Source organism: Pseudomonas sp. ANT_J28, assembly GCF_008370005.1.
Taxonomy (GTDB): domain Bacteria; phylum Pseudomonadota; class Gammaproteobacteria; order Pseudomonadales; family Pseudomonadaceae; genus Aquipseudomonas; species Aquipseudomonas frigoris.
The window spans coordinates 23,102-41,133 of the sequence record NZ_VOBM01000053.1; the positions used below are offsets into that span (position 1 = coordinate 23,102).

At 58.0% G+C, this 18,032-nt stretch carries 16 protein-coding genes and 1 tRNA gene; 6 read left to right on the top strand and 11 right to left on the bottom strand.

Annotation, left to right across the window (positions count from 1 at the left end; all coding sequences use genetic code 11):
* Positions 1–82: 82 nt before the first annotated feature.
* Positions 83–448: a response regulator gene (locus FQ187_RS26715; protein WP_149631768.1), complete on the bottom strand. Its 366-nt coding sequence runs from the start codon at positions 446–448 to the stop codon at positions 83–85.
* Between the two features lie 70 nt (positions 449–518).
* Complete coding sequence (locus FQ187_RS26720; protein ID WP_149631769.1) at positions 519–1,205, bottom strand: Crp/Fnr family transcriptional regulator; 687 nt, start codon at positions 1,203–1,205, stop codon at positions 519–521.
* 84 nt (positions 1,206–1,289) lie between these two features.
* Here FQ187_RS26720 and FQ187_RS26725 point away from each other — a divergent pair, with 84 nt between their 5' ends.
* Positions 1,290–1,814 carry a DUF962 domain-containing protein gene (locus tag FQ187_RS26725; protein ID WP_149631770.1) on the top strand — a complete coding sequence of 175 codons (525 nt, stop codon included), beginning with the start codon at positions 1,290–1,292 and terminating at the stop codon, positions 1,812–1,814.
* 91 nt (positions 1,815–1,905) lie between these two features.
* On the opposite strand, the gene FQ187_RS26730 is transcribed toward FQ187_RS26725, so the two are convergent.
* The 6 genes from FQ187_RS26730 to dibA form a co-directional block, all read right to left on the bottom strand.
* The gene (locus FQ187_RS26730) at positions 1,906–2,895 is read right to left on the bottom strand and encodes a sulfate/molybdate ABC transporter ATP-binding protein (RefSeq protein ID WP_149631771.1); all 990 of its coding nucleotides are present in this window, start codon (positions 2,893–2,895) and stop codon (positions 1,906–1,908) included.
* A gap of 3 nt (positions 2,896–2,898) precedes the next feature.
* Positions 2,899–3,771, bottom strand: coding sequence for a sulfate ABC transporter permease subunit CysW (gene cysW, locus FQ187_RS26735; RefSeq protein WP_149631772.1), 873 nt, complete (start codon positions 3,769–3,771; stop codon positions 2,899–2,901).
* Positions 3,772–3,782: 11 nt separating this feature from the next.
* Positions 3,783–4,601: a sulfate ABC transporter permease subunit CysT gene (cysT, locus tag FQ187_RS26740; RefSeq protein WP_149631773.1), complete on the bottom strand. Its 819-nt coding sequence runs from the start codon at positions 4,599–4,601 to the stop codon at positions 3,783–3,785.
* Positions 4,602–4,785: 184 nt separating this feature from the next.
* A complete protein-coding gene (locus tag FQ187_RS26750; RefSeq protein WP_149631774.1) occupies positions 4,786–5,799 on the bottom strand; it encodes a sulfate ABC transporter substrate-binding protein in 1,014 nt (337 codons plus the stop codon).
* Between the two features lie 71 nt (positions 5,800–5,870).
* Complete coding sequence (gene oscA / locus FQ187_RS26755; protein WP_007945260.1) at positions 5,871–6,053, bottom strand: sulfur starvation response protein OscA; 183 nt, start codon at positions 6,051–6,053, stop codon at positions 5,871–5,873.
* 128 nt (positions 6,054–6,181) lie between these two features.
* The gene (gene dibA, locus FQ187_RS26760; RefSeq protein WP_149631775.1) at positions 6,182–8,107 is read right to left on the bottom strand and encodes a phosphodiesterase DibA; all 1,926 of its coding nucleotides are present in this window, start codon (positions 8,105–8,107) and stop codon (positions 6,182–6,184) included.
* A 147-nt stretch (positions 8,108–8,254) separates the two neighbouring features.
* Between dibA and desA the strand changes: the two genes are divergently transcribed.
* The gene (desA, locus tag FQ187_RS26765; protein WP_056745676.1) at positions 8,255–9,439 is read left to right on the top strand and encodes a delta-9 fatty acid desaturase DesA; all 1,185 of its coding nucleotides are present in this window, start codon (positions 8,255–8,257) and stop codon (positions 9,437–9,439) included.
* Positions 9,440–9,590: 151 nt separating this feature from the next.
* Positions 9,591–10,580: a sensor domain-containing diguanylate cyclase gene (locus FQ187_RS26770; RefSeq protein WP_149631779.1), complete on the top strand. Its 990-nt coding sequence runs from the start codon at positions 9,591–9,593 to the stop codon at positions 10,578–10,580.
* A gap of 127 nt (positions 10,581–10,707) precedes the next feature.
* On the opposite strand, the gene FQ187_RS26775 is transcribed toward FQ187_RS26770, so the two are convergent.
* The 3 genes from FQ187_RS26775 to gabD form a co-directional block, all read right to left on the bottom strand.
* Positions 10,708–11,922 (bottom strand): response regulator, encoded by a 1,215-nt coding sequence (locus FQ187_RS26775; protein ID WP_149631776.1) that lies wholly within the window; start codon positions 11,920–11,922, stop codon positions 10,708–10,710.
* A 149-nt stretch (positions 11,923–12,071) separates the two neighbouring features.
* Positions 12,072–13,349, bottom strand: coding sequence for a 4-aminobutyrate--2-oxoglutarate transaminase (gene gabT, locus FQ187_RS26780; RefSeq protein WP_149631777.1), 1,278 nt, complete (start codon positions 13,347–13,349; stop codon positions 12,072–12,074).
* Positions 13,350–13,532: 183 nt separating this feature from the next.
* Positions 13,533–14,975, bottom strand: a complete 1,443-nt coding sequence (gene gabD, locus FQ187_RS26785) for an NADP-dependent succinate-semialdehyde dehydrogenase (RefSeq protein ID WP_134419242.1) — start codon at positions 14,973–14,975, stop codon at positions 13,533–13,535.
* A 350-nt stretch (positions 14,976–15,325) separates the two neighbouring features.
* On the opposite strand from gabD, the gene FQ187_RS26790 reads away from it, so the two are divergent.
* The 3 genes from FQ187_RS26790 to FQ187_RS26800 all read left to right on the top strand — a co-directional run bounded on the left by FQ187_RS26790 (position 15,326) and on the right by FQ187_RS26800 (position 17,969).
* Positions 15,326–15,402 (top strand) — tRNA-Arg (locus tag FQ187_RS26790).
* A 167-nt stretch (positions 15,403–15,569) separates the two neighbouring features.
* Positions 15,570–16,805 carry a tyrosine-type recombinase/integrase gene (locus FQ187_RS26795; protein ID WP_149631778.1) on the top strand — a complete coding sequence of 412 codons (1,236 nt, stop codon included), beginning with the start codon at positions 15,570–15,572 and terminating at the stop codon, positions 16,803–16,805.
* Positions 16,806–17,048: 243 nt separating this feature from the next.
* Positions 17,049–17,969 (top strand): hypothetical protein, encoded by a 921-nt coding sequence (locus FQ187_RS26800; protein WP_178122774.1) that lies wholly within the window; start codon positions 17,049–17,051, stop codon positions 17,967–17,969.
* Positions 17,970–18,032 lie beyond the last annotated feature (63 nt).

Here is an 18,032-nt window from a genome sequence, read left to right on the forward strand (position 1 = left end):
TATTTACTGAAATAATTTAATTGCATTGTATTTAATGCATAAAAAGGTCGAAGTCTAGCTCATTGATTGATCGGACCCGGCCTCATCGCCCCCGATCCCGCCGCAACAATTTACGCACCCGCTTCACCAGTTCACTCACGGCAAACGGCTTGAGCAGGTAATCATCCTCATGCAACTCCAGATCGCGCAGGCGATCCTCGATGCCGTCCTTGGTGGTCAGGAACAGCACCGGCGTTTCGCCGAGCTTGCGGATCTGCTGCAGCAACTGCCATCCATTGAGCCCGGGCAGCATCACGTCGAGGATGATCAGCTCGTATTCGCCAGACTCGATGAAACGACGGCCGTCCATACCGTTGACCGCCACATCGACTGAGTAACTTGCCTCGCTCAGACCTTTAGCCAGGAGTTTGGCGGTCTCAGGTTCGTCTTCCACTAACAGCACACGCATGGCACACCTCGATTGTCGTCATCACAGGCTAGGCGCCTTCGCGTCCAAAGCCCACCACTAACGCCGGGTTTTAGATAATCGCCAACATCCGCAACCGTTGCGCATCCAGAATCTCGATCTCGCCGTACTTGAGATTCACAATCCCCTGCCCCTGCAAGTCCTTGAGAATCTGGTTGGTGGTCTGGCGCGACAGCGAAAGCATCGACGCCAATTGTTCCTGGGGCAGTTGCAACACCCGTCGCGGCGGGTCGATTTCGCCGTAACCGTCGGCGATCATCAGCAAGCGATGAGCCAGTCGAGCGGCGGTTGGCATGAGGCTCAGTTGTTCGAGATTGATGAAGGTCAGGCGCAGTTTCTGGCTCATCAGCAATGCCAGTTGCCGCCAGTACGCCGGTTGTTCATCAAGCAACGTCAGCAGCGCGGTTTGCGGGATGTGCAACAGGGTGCAATGGCCCAGACAGAACGCATCGTGAGTGCGCGGCTGGCCATCGAACAGGCAGATTTCGCCGAACCAGTGGGGCGACTCCACCAGGCTCAACAGCGCCTCCTTGCCCTGCTCGCTCACCGCGCCGATTCGCACCGAACCTTCGAGCACCGCGTACAGCCCGCACGGTGGATCGCCGCGCTTGAACAGCCGCTGGCCTGGCGACAACCGCCGCACCTTGGCGGCGGCCAGCAGACTATCCTGTAAAGGAACAGGTAAATGGCTGAACCACTGCCCTTTATCCAGCCGCGAACGCCAAACCTGCATGTCCATGAAAACTCCTGGAGATTGTCGCCTGCCTGACAGAGCGAGCTGTGGACCCGGGGCATGATTCATCACCCAACAGGAGGAACAACAATGAAAAGCCTCGTCGACCATCTCAGTCAATACGCCGCCTACCACCGTGACCCGCGCAATATTGCCACCCACTTTATCGGTATTCCGCTGATCGTCGTCGCGGTGGCGGTGCTGCTGTCACGGCCCGCGTGGCCGCTGGCCGGGGTGTGGGTGTCACCGGCAGTGCTTTTGGCGCTGGCTTCGACGTGGTTTTATCTTCGATTGGAGTTACGACTGGGCGTGCTGATGACCGTGTTGCTGGGGCTTTGTGTTTGGTTGGGTCATGTGCTCGCACAGCAGAGCACGCTAGTCTGGCTTGCCAGCGGCATCGGGATGTTTGTGGTGGGTTGGGCGATTCAGTTTGTCGGTCATCACTACGAAGGACGCAAACCGGCGTTTGTCGATGATGTGACGGGGTTGATTGTCGGGCCGTTGTTCGTGGTGGTTGAGTTGGCGTTTTTGCTGGGGTTGCGGCATGACCTCAAAGAGCAGATCGAGGCGCGGGTGGGTGGTGTGCGGGTCAATCCGAATCGCGCCGCTGCGTAGATCGCTTTCGCGAGCAAGCCCGCTCCCACATTGGATTTGTGTCCACCATAGATCCAGTGTGGGAGCGGGCTTGCTCGCGAAGCTTTTGATCTTAGATGTTGGCGAGCTTCTGCCAGACCTTCGGCTTGAAGAACAGCGTCTCGCCCTTCGCCAACCCGATCAGGCTGTCGTGATCTTTCACCACTTCAGCTTCGATCAATTCGCTCTGGCCTTCGACCTTCAGCGTCACCCGTGTCGTCGCGCCCAATGGACGAATATCCCGCACTTCTGCTGCGTGGTGATCCTCCAGCTCATGGCGCGACAGCGACACTTCGTGAGGACGGAACAGCACATGGTTGTCTTCACCCAGATGCAACCGGTTCGAGTCACCCAGGAAGTGATAAACGAAATCGCTGGCCGGGTTTTCGTAGACGTCGCCCGGTGAGCCGATCTGCTCGATCACGCCCTTGTTCATCACCACGATGCGGTCGGCGACTTCCATCGCTTCTTCCTGGTCGTGAGTCACGAACACCGAGGTCAGGTTGATGTCCTCGTGCAGGCGTGCCAACCAGCGACGCAGCTCTTTACGGACCTTGGCGTCGAGGGCGCCGAAGGGTTCGTCGAGCAGCAGGACTTTCGGTTCAACCGCCAAGGCACGAGCCAAGGCAATACGTTGACGCTGACCGCCGGAGAGTTGTTCCGGGTAGCGATCAGACAGCCAATCCAGTTGCACCATGTTCAGCAGCTCGTGGACTTTCACCGCGATCTGGCTTTCGCTCGGACGCTGGTTTTTCGGCTTCATGCGCAGGCCGAACGCGACGTTGTCGAACACGGTCATGTGGCGGAACAGCGCGTAGTGCTGGAACACGAAACCGACGTTGCGATCACGCACATCGTGACCGGAGACGTCTTCACCGTGGAACACGATGCTGCCCTGATCCGGGGTTTCCAAACCGGCGATGATCCGCAGCAGAGTGGTCTTGCCGCAACCGGACGGGCCAAGCAGCGCCACGAGTTCGCCGCTTTGAATGTCCAGGCTGATGTTGTCCAGCGCCTTGAACGCGTGAAAGTTCTTGCTGACGTTACGCACTTCGATCGACATGACTTATTCCTCCGCGGCGCTGGCGCGCAGGCGGTTAATACGGTTTTCGCTCCACTGCTTGAGCAGCAGGATGAAGAGCGCCAGGATCAGCAACAGGCTCGCAACAGCGAACGCGGCCACGTGGTTGTATTCGTTGTAGAGGATCTCGACGTGCAGCGGCAGGGTGTTGGTCACCCCGCGAATGTGCCCGGAAACCACCGACACCGCACCGAACTCCCCCATGGCCCGCGCCGTACACAGCACCACGCCGTAGATCAGGCCCCATTTGATGTTGGGAACGGTGATGTGCCAGAACATCTGCCAGCCATTGGCCCCGAGCAGACGCGCGGCCTCTTCTTCCTGCGTGCCTTGTTCCTGCATCAGCGGGATCAGCTCACGCGCCACGAACGGCACGGTGACGAAGATCGTCGCCAACACGATGCCCGGCAAGGCGAAGACGATCTGGATGTCGTGGTCCTGCAGCCACGGCCCGAACAGGCCCTGAGCACCGAACATCAGCACGTAGACCAGACCGGCGATCACCGGCGATACCGAGAACGGCAAGTCGATCAGGGTCACCAGCATGCTCTTGCCGCGGAACGAGTATTTACTCACGCACCACGCGGCGCTGACACCGAACACCAGGTTCAGCGGCACTGAAATCAGCACGGCAATCACCGTGAGTTTCAGGGCCGACAGAGCGTCGGGTTCGAAGATCGCGGTGAAGAACGCACCGAGGCCATTTTTCAGCCCCTGGGACACCACGATGAACAGTGGCAGCAACAGAAACAGCGCAAAGACCAACCAGCCAAGACTGATCAGGATTCGCCGCGAAGTGGCACTGCCACGGCGGGCGGCGTTGGCCGAGGAAGCGGCGCTAATAGACGATTGGGACATTTCGCGCCTCCTTATGGGGTTTCGATGCGCCGCTGCAGCAAGTTGATCAGCAGCAACAGGACGAAGGAAACCACCAGCATCAGTACACCAATGGACGTGGCGCCGGTGTAATCGTACTGGTCGAGTTTGACCATGATCAGCAGCGGCAGGATCTCGGTTTTCATCGGCATGTTGCCGGCAATGAAAATCACCGAACCGTACTCGCCGACCCCGCGGGCAAAGGCCAACGCAAAACCGGTCAACCAGGCTGGCAGCAGCGCGGGCACCAGAATATGGCGGAAAACCTGCAACGGTTTTGCACCCAGGCACGCCGCCGCTTCTTCCACTTCACGCGGGATATCAGCCAATACTGGCTGTACGGTACGTACTACGAATGGAAGTGTCACAAAAGTGAGGGCAAGGGTGATGCCGAGGGGGGTATACGCGATTTTGAAACCCAGGTCCGCTGCAAACTGACCCACCAATCCTGTGGGGGTGTACAACGCAGTGAGCGCGATACCGGCCACGGCAGTGGGCAGTGCGAACGGCAGGTCGATCATCGAGTCGATGATCTTGCGACCGGGGAACGTATAGCGCACCAGCACCCAGGCCAGCAGCGTGCCGATGATGCCGTTGATGATCGCGGCATAGAGCGCGGTGCCGAAGCTGAGCTTCAACGCCGCCAGCACCCGTGGCGCCGAGATAATCGCCCAGAACTGGTCCCAGGTGAGTTGAGCGGCATGCACGAACATCGTCGCCAGTGGAATGAGCACAATCAGGCTGAGGTACACCAAGGTGTAGCCCAGCGTCAGCCCGAAGCCGGGTATGACGGGGGAGATACGACGCGACATAAAAGTCCTTGGTTGAGAACGCGCAAAGCCCCGACGGTGAAATCGGGACCCGTTGGTGCGTAACCTGTGGGAGCGGGCTTGCTCGCGAAAGCGGTGTGTCAGACAACATCGATATTGACTGTGCCGCCGTCTTCGCGAGCAAGCCCGCTCCCACATGAATTGCGTTTAACTGATCGTTTTCAGGTTATTGCGCCTGATAAATCTGGTCGAACACGCCACCGTCGTTGAAGAATTTCGGTTGAGCGGTTTTCCAGCCGCCGAAGTCCTTGTCGATGGTCACCAGGTCCAGTGTCGGGAACTGCTTGGCGTACTTGGCGGCAACATCCTTGTCACGTGGACGATAGAAGTTTTTTGCCGCGATTTCCTGGCCGGCCGGGCTGTACAGGTGCTTGAGGTACGCTTCGGCGATCTCGGTGTTGCCCTTTTTCTCGGCGTTCTTGTCGACCACGGCTACCGGAGGTTCGGCGAGGATCGACAGCGAAGGCACGACTATGTCGAACTTGTCAGCGCCACCGTCTTCTTTCAGGGCCAGGAAGGCTTCGTTTTCCCAGGCCAGCAACACGTCGCCCTGACCGTTGTTGACGAAGGTAATGGTCGAACCGCGAGCACCGGTGTCCAGCACAGGCACGTGTTTGAACAGGGTTTGCACGTATTCCTTGGCTTTCGCTTCGTTACCGTCATTGGCTTTCAGGCCATAGGCCCACGCCGCGAGGAAGTTCCAGCGTGCTCCGCCGGAAGTTTTCGGGTTTGGGGTGATGACTTCCACGCCGTTCTTGGTCAGGTCGCCCCAGTCCTTGATGCCTTTAGGGTTGCCCTTGCGCATAAGGAACACGATGGTCGAGGTGTAAGGCGTGCTCGCTTCCGGCAGACGCTTCTGCCAATCCGCTGGCAGGGTCTTGCCGAGTTTGGCGATTTCATCGATGTCACCGGCCAGGGCCAGGGTCACCACGTCGGCACGCAGACCGTCGATCACTGCCCGGCCCTGCTTGCCCGAACCACCGTGGGACTGCTGGATTTTCACGTTGTCGCCGGCGTGGTCTTTCTGCCAGAACTTGACGAATTCAGCGTTGTAGTCCTGATACAGCTCGCGAGTCGGGTCGTACGACACGTTAAGCAGTTCGTAATCCTTGGCAACCGCGGAACCAGCAAAAAGGGCACTGGCCAGGGCGGCCAAAGCGAAATGACGAATCGACGACATGGTGAAAGCTCCTGGAATTCTGATTGTGTTGGCTTTTTCTTATGGTGTGCTGGTATCGGGTTGCCGGTTTTTTAGCTCGGTTTGTTGCTTGGGTTCTGCAACCGGAATTTCTCTTTGCGCTCGATCTGGACCACCTGGGCGTTGTGCACGGTGATTTCCACTGCGCCAAAACGCAGATCGCGCAAGGCGCTCTGGATCTCACGCAAAATGGTTGCTTCGTCCTGGCCGTCAACGCTACGCAGGGATGCGCTCATGGTGCTGCTCCTTCAACTAGAGGTTGCCTGGCAGTGGCGGGACTGCTTGCGGCGTGAGACCAATAGTAGATAAGCGCGGATATTCTTAAAAAGACTATTTAAGAATTTTAATATAACCAAAAAACTGATCAGTGCTGAAGAATCAATGGAGCACGTTTCCAATCCAGCTGCCCGGCCGGCACCGGCCGTCCAAACCAGTAGCCCTGCCCCAGATCGCAGCCGTGCTCGAGCAGGAAGCCCGCCTGCTCGACCTGCTCGACCCCCTCGGCATGAACTTGCATCCCCATGCTCTGGGCCAGCGCGATGATCACCCGCACAATCGCCGCGTCATCCTCATCCCACGGCAACCCCGCAACGAAGCCCTGATCGATCTTGAGTTTCTGTACCGGCATTCGCTTGAGGCGCAGCAACGACGAATAGCCTGTACCGAAGTCATCGATGGCCAGCCGAACGCCTAATTCACGCAACCTGTGCATCTGCTCCAGCGCGACTTCCGGGTCATCCATCACAGCGCTCTCGGTAACTTCCAGCTCCAGACAGGCAGGATCCAGCCCGGTTTCGTTCAGCACCTTCGCCACCTGCCCAAACAACTCACGGCGGGCGAACAATCGAGAAGAAACATTCACCGCGACAAACGACAACACCACCCCGGCCTGCTGCCACTGGCACATCTGCTCACACGCCTGGCGCATCACCCAGGCATCAATTTCGGCGATCAGACCGGTGCGCTCGGCAATGGGAATGAACTCTGCCGGCGACACCAACCCTCGCTGTGGATGCTCCCAGCGCACCAATGCCTCGACGCCGATCAGGCGGCTGGTCTTGAGGTCGTGAACCGGCTGGTAATAAACCCGCAATTCCTGCTGCTCCAGCGCACGGCGCAATTCGAATGCAGTCTCGACCCGTTTCTGGGCATGGGCGGTCAATTCTTCGGTATAGAGGGCGTAGCCGTTGCGGCCGGCACCCTTGGCCTTGAACAGCGCCGAGTCGGAGTTGCGCAACAGCTGCTCGGCACTCAAGGCGTCGCCGGGGAACAGGCTGATGCCGACGCTGATATTGACAAACAACTGATGCCTGTCGATCTGGAACGGCTCTTTGAGGCCATCGATGATCCGCTGAGCCAGCGCCGCCGCGTGCACCATTTGCGGACAGCTTTCAGCCAGCACGGCGAACTCGTCACCGCCGAGGCGCGCCAGCGTGATTCCCGGACCGACCATCGCTTTCAAACGCTCGGCCACACCCTTGAGCAGTTGGTCCCCAATGCTATGCCCGAGGCTGTCGTTGATCATCTTGAAGTGATCAAGATCGATCATCAGTAACGCGCAGCCGCGCTTGTGGATCTGCGCCGAAGCCAGGGCCTGCTCGGTGCGGTCGGTGAACAGCAAGCGGTTGGGCAGATCGGTCAGCGGATCGTAGTGAGCCAGGTGCGTCAGCTCATGTTCGGAGTTCTTGATTGCGCTAATGTCGGAAAACACGGCCACATAATGGCTGCGCCGCCCCCACTCGTCGTCAATGACGCGGATGGTCTGCCATTGCGGGTAGATCTCGCCGCTTTTGCGGCGGTTCCAGATTTCCCCGCTCCACTCGCCGGTGCTGTTGAGTGTCGCGAACATCGCCTGGTAGAAAGCCGGCGGGTGATGACCGGACTTGAACAGACTGGGGCGCTGGCCGAGCACCTCCTCGCTCTGATAGCCGGTGATTGCCATGAAGGCCCGGTTTACATGGACGATCAACCCTTTGTTGTCGGTGACCAGCACCCCTTCACGCGTGCAATCGAACACCGCCGCCGCCTGACGCAAACGCTCGCGGTCTTCAGTGCGCTCACGCAATTTTGCGCCGATCCCCAGGCAACGGAACAATCGCGCCCGGGCGAGGAAAATCAAACCGGCACTGAATACCACCCAGGCATAACCGTTGATCAGTTGCCATAGCATTAGCTCAGCAGAGCTATCGAAGAAACTGTTCAATAAATGACCGCTGAATAGCAGCCAACCTACAGAAACCAGAAGGTAAAGCAGTGCTGCACGCAAAGCATCGCGATAGGTGGCAGACATTCGGCTGTCCATGTCCCTTCAAAAAGGATGGAGTTATCGTTTAAAGAAACATCCAGCCACTCTTATCTGAAAGGGCGACTGGTTTTATCTGTGGGCTAAGTGATAATGCAACGGCTGTTTTTTTCTTTATCGAGGGCCCAATAGCCTATGTGGTACGAAGGTTTTCTCGGCTTGTCGCCCTGGTCACTGGTGGCAGTCACCCTGCTGATGACCCACGTGACGATCATCGGCGTCACGGTCTATCTGCATCGTTATTCAGCCCATCGCTCGCTTGAGCTCAATGCTGGCCTGAAACATTTCTTCCGGTTCTGGCTGTGGCTGACCACGGCACAGAACACCCGCGAGTGGACTGCTATCCACCGCAAGCACCACGCCAAATGCGAAACCGTCGATGACCCGCACAGCCCGGTCATCAAGGGCCTGTCCACCGTTCTGCGCAAAGGTGCTGAGCTGTACCGTGCCGAAGCGGAAAACCCCGAGACCCTGCGCATCTACGGCAAGAACTGCCCCGAAGACTGGATCGAACGCAACCTGTACAGCCGTTTCCCGCTGCTGGGCGTGGCGATCATGGGCGTCATCGATCTGCTGCTGTTCGGCACCATCGGCATCACCATCTGGGCGATCCAGATGATGTGGATCCCGGTCTGGGCCGCCGGCGTGGTCAATGGCCTGGGCCATGCCATCGGCTACCGCAACTTCGAATGCCGCGATGCGGCGACCAATCTGGTGCCGTGGGGCATCCTGATCGGCGGCGAAGAACTGCATAACAACCATCACACCTACCCTAATTCGGCAAAACTGTCGGTGAAGAAGTGGGAATTCGATCTCGGCTGGGCCTGGATCCAGGTCTTCAGCTTCCTGCGTCTGGCCAAGGTTCAGCGGGTCGCGCCAATCGCCCATCGGGTCGAAGGCAAAGGCAACCTGGACATGGACACCGCCATGGCGATCCTCAACAACCGCTTCCAGATCATGGCCCAGTACCGCAAATTGGTGATCGCACCGCTGGTCAAACAAGAGCTGGAAAAGGTCGATCACTCGGTCCGTCACCAGTTCCACCGTGCCAAGCGCTTGCTCTCGCGGGAAACCAGCCTGCTGGATGACAAACACCACATTCGCATCCAGACCATGCTCGAGCACAGTCAGGCGCTGAAGGTAATTTACGAGAAACGCCTGGCCTTGCAGCAGATCTGGGTCAAGACCAGCTCAAATGGTCACGACATGCTGGCCGCCATCAAGGATTGGGTACACGAAGCCGAAGCCAGCGGGATTCAATCCCTGCGCGACTTCGCCGATCAGTTGAAAACCTACTCCCTGCGCCCCGCCGCTGTTTGACGCCGTTGATCGGTGCGCCCCGTTCGTGGGCGCACCCTTCGGAACTTCGCTCCAAATCCCCTATCTCAAAGACACTTCGCCATTTAGGCGGGCTCTGGTATTGGCCGCTTTCGAACCTCGAGCGGCGCACGCCCTTTGAGATTTTGTGTCGATGGTCAATAAAAGCCTGCAAGACTCATCCCTCCCGCAGTGGCCCGAGGCCGCGCAAACCTTGCTGGCGCTGATGCATGCACAAGGCGAAGTGGCGCGCCTGAGCGAACGCGAACAACTGTTCAGCGCTCTGCTGGTGAGCGTCAACGCCGTGCTTTGGGCCTTCGACTGGGAATCCCGTCGTGTGCTCTATGTCAGCCCTGCGTATGAACGGATTTTCGGTCGCTCCGCAGGCTTGTTGCTGTCCGACTACAACCAATGGCGCGACAGCATTTACCCCGACGATCTGGACTATGCCGAACGCAGCCTGGCCGAAGTACTGGTCAAAGGCGCCGATGAAGACCGCGAATACCGAATCATTGCCGCCGACGGCCAGGTCCGCTGGCTCAGTGACAAGTGCTTCATCAACCGTCAGGCCGAGCCGGGGCAACCGGTGATCATTGTCGGCATTGCCGAAGACATTACTGACAAAAAGCAGATGGAAACCGAGCTGCAACGCTTGGCCACCACCGACGTGCTGACCCAGAGCAGCAACCGCCGACACTTCTTCGAATGCGCCCACCGTGAGTTCGAACAGGCACGGCACCAAGGCACGCCACTGGCGTTCCTGCTGCTGGACATCGATGACTTCAAAGTGATCAACGACTCCTACGGCCACCAGGAAGGCGACAACGTGCTGCAACGAATCGCCGAGAGCGGTCGCGCGGCTTTGCGTCGCGGCGATGTGTTCGGGCGAGTTGGCGGTGAGGAATTCGCAGCGGTGTTTCCCGGCTGTGCGCCAGACATGGCCATGCAAGTGGCCGAGCGCCTGCAACGGGAGATTCAGCGATTGAGTTTCAGCCATGGCGACCAGACGTTCGGCATCACTGTCAGCCAGGGCCTGACCAGCCTCACCGCCGAGGACGAAAGCGTCGACAGCCTGTTTGCCCGCGCGGATGCGGCAATGTACCAAGCCAAACACCAGGGCAAGAACCGCATCATCTCGGCCTGACAGGCTCAACACAAAACCCCTGTGGGAGCGGGCTTGCTCGCGAAGGCGCCGTATCATGCAACATTGATATCGACTGACACGACGCCTTCGCGAGCAAGCCCGCTTCCACAGGGGGTTTGGGCAATGGCTACTTTTTGCGCAACCGCATCAATTCCGGCAACCCGATCTTGAGCAACCGCGCCGTCCTGCTCTTCGACAGCTCCTCAATGCCCTCATGCTCGGTCAGTCGCGCCAGTTGCGCAGCCATGTTCATCACCAGCGCTTCGCGGGAGTAAACCCCGCCACCGAGCTGGTAGACCGCCGCAATCAGCTCTCGCAGCTCCAGCGGCAGGCGCCAGCGAGTGCGAAGCGCCGAACCATACGCCGCGCCGAATTCAGCCAGTGCCTCGCCGACCTCCTCCCATTCATCCAGCTCACCACCGGCCTGCTTCCATTCCTGCAAACACCGCAACAGCGCAAGGTCGCCGAGGCGATGCAACATGCCGGCGCAATAACAGCGCTCTTGATCCAGATCCAGTAAACGCGCCAGGGTCCGGCCATACTCGGCAGTGCGCAGCGACAGCTCCCAATAGCGCTCGGCATAGTCGGCCAGAAACGGATCACTGAGGCGGGCACTGCGTTTGAGCGCCAGCCCCAGAATCAGGTTCATGCTTTGCCCGGTGCCAAGGTGGTGCAGCGCCTGGGACAGGGTTTGTACGGCGGCGCCATGGTGCTGGGCCGCGCTGTTGGCGGCGGCGATCAGCACAGCGGTGACTTGCGGATCAGTGCGGATCTCGTCATGCAGCACGGTCAAATCGAGGCCGTTGGGATTGAGGCTGCGTTTGACCGCCAACTGCACGTCAGTCATCAGCGGCGCACCGTCGGCAAACTCGCGACGACGCTCCAGAAATGCCGACAAAGTGATGCCCGGCGCCAATGACGGCGTCTCGCAAGAGACCTCTTCACCAGCGTTCAGCAGCAAATCCTGCAGACGGTGGGTCAGGCTTTCCATGTTCAGGGGTTTGGTCAGGTACGCAGCAGGCGCCAGGGGCAAGACTTCGCGCACACTGGCGCTGTCATTGCGGCAGCTCATCAGAATGAACGGCAGGGGGGGATTACGTTTGCGCTGGCGGACATTGCGCAAGACATTCAAACCATCGACGCCGGGCAACTCCCAGTCGACGATCACCAGGTCGTAAGGATTTTCCGCCAACAGGTGCAGCGCTTCCTGACCATCGGCACACAGATCCAGCCGCGCGTCGCAGCGCACATTCAACAAAACCTGCTTGAGCAGGTCGCGGGACCAGGGATCGGCCTCGGCAATCAGCACACGCGGTGCAGCGGGTAACACCACAGCAGTCATTTACACACTCCAAAGTAGTGCTTGCACCTTAGTCAATGCTGGCCATTCGATACAGCGCATTTGCCATCGATGGGTTTCAGGGACACAAAAAAACCCGCCGAAGCGGGTTTTTTTGTCGATCAGTTCACAAATCGATCAGAGCTTGGAAATCACAGCTCGGAGAAGCACTCTTCGATGATTGCCAGACCTTTGTCCAGTTGCTCGTCCGGCGAAGTCAGTGGTACCAGGACGCGCAGAACGTTGCCGTATGTGCCGCAGGACAGCAGGATCAGTCCCTTGTCGCGAGCCTTGGCCACAACGGCGGCTACCGCTGGAGCGTTCGGCTTGTGGCTGTCGCCATCAACGAACAGCTCGACCGCGATCATCGCGCCCAGGGCACGGACTTCGCCGATCACCGGGTATTTGGCCTGGATGGCTTTCAGGCCAGTGACCAGACGCTCGCCGACAGCTTTGCAACGGTCCAGCAGCTGCTCTTCTTCGAACACTTCCATTACGGCCAGGGCCGCGGCGCAAGCGATCGGGCTACCGGCGTAGGTGCCGCCCAGGCCGCCTGGAGCAATGGCGTCCATGTATTCGGCCTTGCCGCACACACCGGCCAGCGGGAAGCCGCCAGCGATGGATTTGGCGAAGGTGGTCAGGTCGGCAGCAACGCCCATCTGTTCCATGGCGAAGAAAGTGCCGGTACGACCAGCGCCGGTCTGTACTTCGTCAGCGATCAGCAGAATGCCGTGCTGGTCGCACAGCGCGCGCAGACGCTTCATGAACTCTTTAGGCGCGACGTAGAAACCACCTTCGCCCTGAACCGGCTCGATGATGATTGCAGCGATGTCACGCGGCTCGGCGTCGTTCTTGAAGATGCGTTCGATGCTGGCGATCGAATCGTCGATGCTCACACTGTGCAGTTCGTTCGGGTACAGCGCGCGGAAGATGCCGCCTGGCATCAGGCCCATGCCGGCCGAGTAAGGCACGACTTTACCGGTCAGGCCCAGGGTCATCATGGTGCGACCGTGGTAGGCGCCGGTGAACGCGATCACGCCAGCACGGCCAGTCGCGGCACGGGCAATTTTCACGGCGTTTTCCACGGCTTCGGAACCGGTGGTCACCAGCAGGGTTTTCTTGGCGAAATCACCAGGCACCTTGGCGTTGATTTTTTCGCACAGCTCAACGTACGGTTCGTAAGCCAGCACCTGGAAGCAGGTGTGGGTCAGCTTGTTCAGCTGCGCGGTCACGGCGGCGATGATTTTCGGGTGCAGGTGACCGGTGTTCAGCACGGCGATACCGCCGGCGAAGTCGATGAACTCGCGACCTTCAACGTCGGTCACGGTGGCGTTCTTCGCGGACTCGGCGAAAATCGGGTGAATCTGGCCAACACCGCGTGGTACAGCGGCTTCGCGGCGTTTCATCAGGGATGCGTTAGTCTTGCTCATAAAGTCCTCATTCACCGCTCATCGGGCGGCGTGGTTCAAGGAAAATGCGGCGGGGAGGCAACTGCGGCAGCATGCGATGATCGACTGCCACAGCTTTCCGGACCACAGAGAAAATTCCGTTTGAAGCACGCAAAGGGACAGCGCTCTCGTGCCCTTTGCGCTTGAAGCAATGCCTTGCCGGGCTTAGATGCCCAGGCAGAGGTATTTGATTTCCAGGTAATCTTCGATGCCGTACTTGGAGCCTTCACGGCCCAGGCCCGACGCCTTGATGCCGCCGAATGGCGCGACTTCGTTGGAGATCAACCCGGTGTTGACGCCGACCATGCCGTATTCCAGGGCTTCAGCCACACGGAACACGCGACCCAGGTCGCGAGCATAGAAGTACGAAGCCAGACCGAACTCGGTGTCGTTGGACATCGCGATCACTTCGGCTTCGTCTTTGAAGCGGAACAGTGGAGCCAATGGACCGAAGGTTTCTTCCTTGGCCACGGCAGCGTTTTTCGGCACGTTGGTCAGGATGGTCGGCTCGAAGAAGTTGCCTTCCATGACCTTGCCACCTGCCAGGATGGTTGCGCCTTTGCTGATCGCGTCAGCAATGTGCTCTTGAACCTTGGCCACGGCTTTTTCGTCGATCAGCGGGCCAGTGGTGGTGCCTTCTTCCAGACCGTTGCCGATCTTGAGTTTGGCCACAGCCACTTTCAGCTTCTCGGCGAACGCGTCGTAGACCGAATCCTGAATGTACAGCCGGTTGGCGCAGACGCAGGTCTGGCCGTTGTTGCGGTACTTGGAAATGATCGCGCCTTCGACGGCCTTATCCAGGTCCGCGTCGTCGAACACGATGAACGGCGCGTTGCCGCCCAATTCCAGGGACACTTTCTTGATGTCCTTGGCGCATTCAGCCATCAGCTGACGACCGATCTCGGTCGAGCCGGTGAAGGACAATTTACGCACGATCGGATTGCTGGTCAGCTCGCTGCCGATGTCGCCGGCGCTTCCGGACACAACACTGAACACACCGGCAGGAATGCCGGCACGTTGGGCCAGTTCAGCCAAAGCGAATGCGGAAAACGGAGTTTGCGAAGCAGGCTTGAGCACCATGGTGCAACCGGCGGCCAGGGCCGGGCCGGCTTTACGGGTGATCATCGCGGCCGGGAAGTTCCACGGGGTGATTGCAGCGGTCACGCCGATTGGCTGCTTGATCACGATCAAGCGCTTGTCTGGCTGGTGACCCGGAATCACGTCACCGTAGACGCGCTTGGCTTCTTCAGCGAACCACTCGATAAAGGAAGCGGCGTAAACGATTTCGCCCTTGGCTTCGGCCAATGGCTTGCCTTGTTCGAGGGTCATCAGACGAGCCAGGTCGTCCTGGTTCTCGATGATCAGTTCGAACCAGCGACGCAGCTTGTTCGCACGGTCCTTGGCGGTCAGTGCACGCCAGGCCGGCAGCGCTCTGTCAGCGGCTTCAATTGCACGGCGGGTTTCGGCAGCGCCCATTTTCGGCACGGTGCCCAGAATTTCGCCCGTTGCCGGGTTGTTGACCTTGATCGTCTGACCATTGTCCGCATCAACCCAAGCGCCATCGATAAAGGCTTGTTGGCGGAACAACTGGGTGTCTTTAAGCTGCATGTCGGCTTTCCTTAACAGCACCGCGGCAAGCGCGGAGCGAATTATGATTGTAGAAAGGCGCCTTATAGGCTGCCGTCAGGGAAATCATTCACCGGGCTGAAGCACATAAATAGCGCACTGATTGAAACTCGTGCGGTTCAGCACCCAGACAAGAGCGTTTGAAATCTCGAACGAATCCTAGGATCAATGCCGATAAAGGACAATAGGGCGTTCGAAAAAAAGAACGAAAACGGCGCATTTGCCTAATTTTTCTGATCAACGTAGCAGACACAGGTTACGCTTTGGAAAAGCGCAGGCGATTCAGCAGCATGGACGCCCGCAGTGCATATGAGTATCATGGCGCCCGCATTGCACCAGTAGCTCAGCTGGATAGAGTACTGCCCTCCGAAGGCAGTGGTCGTGGGTTCGAATCCCGCCTGGTGCACCATATAGCAGTCTAGACCTGTCTCAGACAGTCTACGAAACACCCCAAGAAGCCCGCCCCGTGCGGGCTTTCTTGTTTCTGGCTATCCCTCCCTGTCTACCTCTATAACTTCACGCCGTGTATGCCCACGTGTATGCTTTGAGATTCATTGAACTGGAGGCATACACGCAGTGAAGCGTACTGAAATCAAACGCCGCCCACTGGCCGACACTACTCTTGCAGGCTTGGAGGCAGAGAGTGCGACGTACCGCGAGCAAGACGGCAACGGCTTGTATTTTCGAGTCAAGGCAAATGGGCAGAAGTCGTGGGAATTGCGCTACAAAAAACCAGACGGGAAATGGTCCTGGCTGGGCCTAGGCGGTTACCCCGAAATCAGTGGCTCGCTAGCCAGGCAGAAGGCGGCGCAACTGCGGGATGACGCATCGACTGGTAAAAATCCTTTAGTCAGTAAGCAGGCTCGCAAGATTGCTGACCGGGTGGCTGCCAACAACACTTTCGAAGCGTTAGGGCGCGAATGGTTTGAGGCTAGGCGCTCAAGCTGGGAAGCTGGCACGTCCCGTCGAGTCCTTGGAGCCCTGGAGCTTCACGTATTCCCCATTTTCGGCAAACGCATCTACACAGAAATACTGCCCCTTGAATGGATGGAGTTTCTGCGCGGCATGGAGCAGAAAGGGATCATTGAGCAAATGGGCAGAGTTCGGGCCTTCTGCAAAGAGATCTACGACTTGGCACGAGTGACAGGCCGAGCGATCCACAACCCCCTTGAAGGCCTTAATAAATTTCTTCAGACACGTAGTGCTGAAAATTATGCACACGTATCAATAGAAGAGCTGCCCGCATTACTTCGAGCTATCAACTCTTACCCTCACGCAAAAGATGTCCGTCTTGGGCTTCGTTTGCTTGCTCTGTTAGCGGCACGCCCGAGCGAGATTCGAGAAGCACGCTGGTCAGAAATCGATCTCAACAAAAAGCTCTGGACGATCCCAGCCGAAAGAATGAAGCGTCGGCGCGAGCATGTAGTGCCTCTATCTCGGCAGGCCATTGAATCGATAACGGAGCTGCGCACGCTGACAGGCGCATACCCTCTTCTCTTCCCTGGAAGAAAAGATCGAACCATTCCCCGAAGCAATACTGTCTTTCTGATGGCGCTGCGCAGGCTGGGATATGCGGGCCGGCAAACTGGCCATGGCTTCCGTCACATTGCTAGCACGATCCTTAATGAACAGGGATTCGACGAAAACCACATTGAGGCCCAGCTTTCTCATGTCAAAGAGGGAATTGCAGGGGTGTACAACAAGGCGGTGTACCTACCTCAGCGCAAAGTCATGATGCAGTGGTACGCAGATCATCTTGATGAGCTAGTAGTTGGCAATGTCGTGCAAGGCCAATTTGGAAAGGTGATATGAAACTCCTTATCCACTCCCCCCCAAAAAACGGTGTTACGCGTGTTACAGGTGTTACGCCAATCTGTAACTTATTGAATATAAAGGGCTTAGCTCACGTTACACGAAGAAATGCTCAACGCTACACGATGTGTTACGCGGTCGAATCGTGTAACAACACTGGCCCAGCCACCTCACTGTTGGTCGAGGAGGACCGTGTCGTGAAACGCTGCATCCATGACGCCAAGCGGGGCCAAGGGGCGGTGAATGGACGATGAGAATATGCCGATTGGCCGCCTGGAAATTGCTGGCTTCGATGTCAGTAATTTGTTGTGGGAACTAGACGACATCGAACAGGCCGTGCGTGAGTTAGCGTTGTATTCGCCGTTTCGAAAGTATTTCAACGAGGCGCTGGAGCTGGCCAATTACGCCACCTCATTCTGGCTTGAGGATGGCCGTTATCCTGATCGAGCAGGATCGGTGGTCGCCACGATGTTTCGACTCCGCGACGAGATCGAGGAACATGCCAGCTACGCCGATGCAGCCTCATTGCCGAGTGTCATACGACGGTTTGATAGCGTTGATCGCAACGCTGCGGACTCGCAACTCGTGGCGACTTACACCCTGGTGCAAAGCATTCAAGCTGTTCAAGTTCTCGCCAACTGGCTCTTTGAAACGGAACTCTACGTCTTCGACCTGGACGCAGACCTCATAGCCCAAATGCAAGTAACAGATCCTAAGAAATATTGCGCACTGGCCGAAAAGGAGCGACTAAAGGATCCAGGCGGAGAAATTGACGCTCGTGAATCCTTCCGCACATTCATGGGCGATGCCGACAAGGCGATCATGCTAGCGAGCCTCTACAGACAAGTTGAGGACATCGACGTATCGAAGGGTAACTTCAATGTGGCCAATTTTCTAAGCGAGGCGCTGAGTAAAGCGTTTTCCGCCAAGGCATCGCAAAGAGGCGCGGCTGCGGGCAAGGCCAACAGGAAGCCGGAGTCAGTAAAGCAGCAGAATGCAGCGGATCTCCGCGAACGCGTTTGCAAGGCAGCTGATCGTCACATTTTGGCCAATCCTACTATTTCAGAGCGGGAGCTGAAAAAAGCATTGGTAGAACAGGAGTGGGGATTCCATGACCATCCGGACACCCATTCCACCAACATCCGGACACTGATTCCACGCTGATCCGGACACTCATTCCACGAGCATCCGGACACCGATTCCACGGCCATCCGGACACTTTCAGGC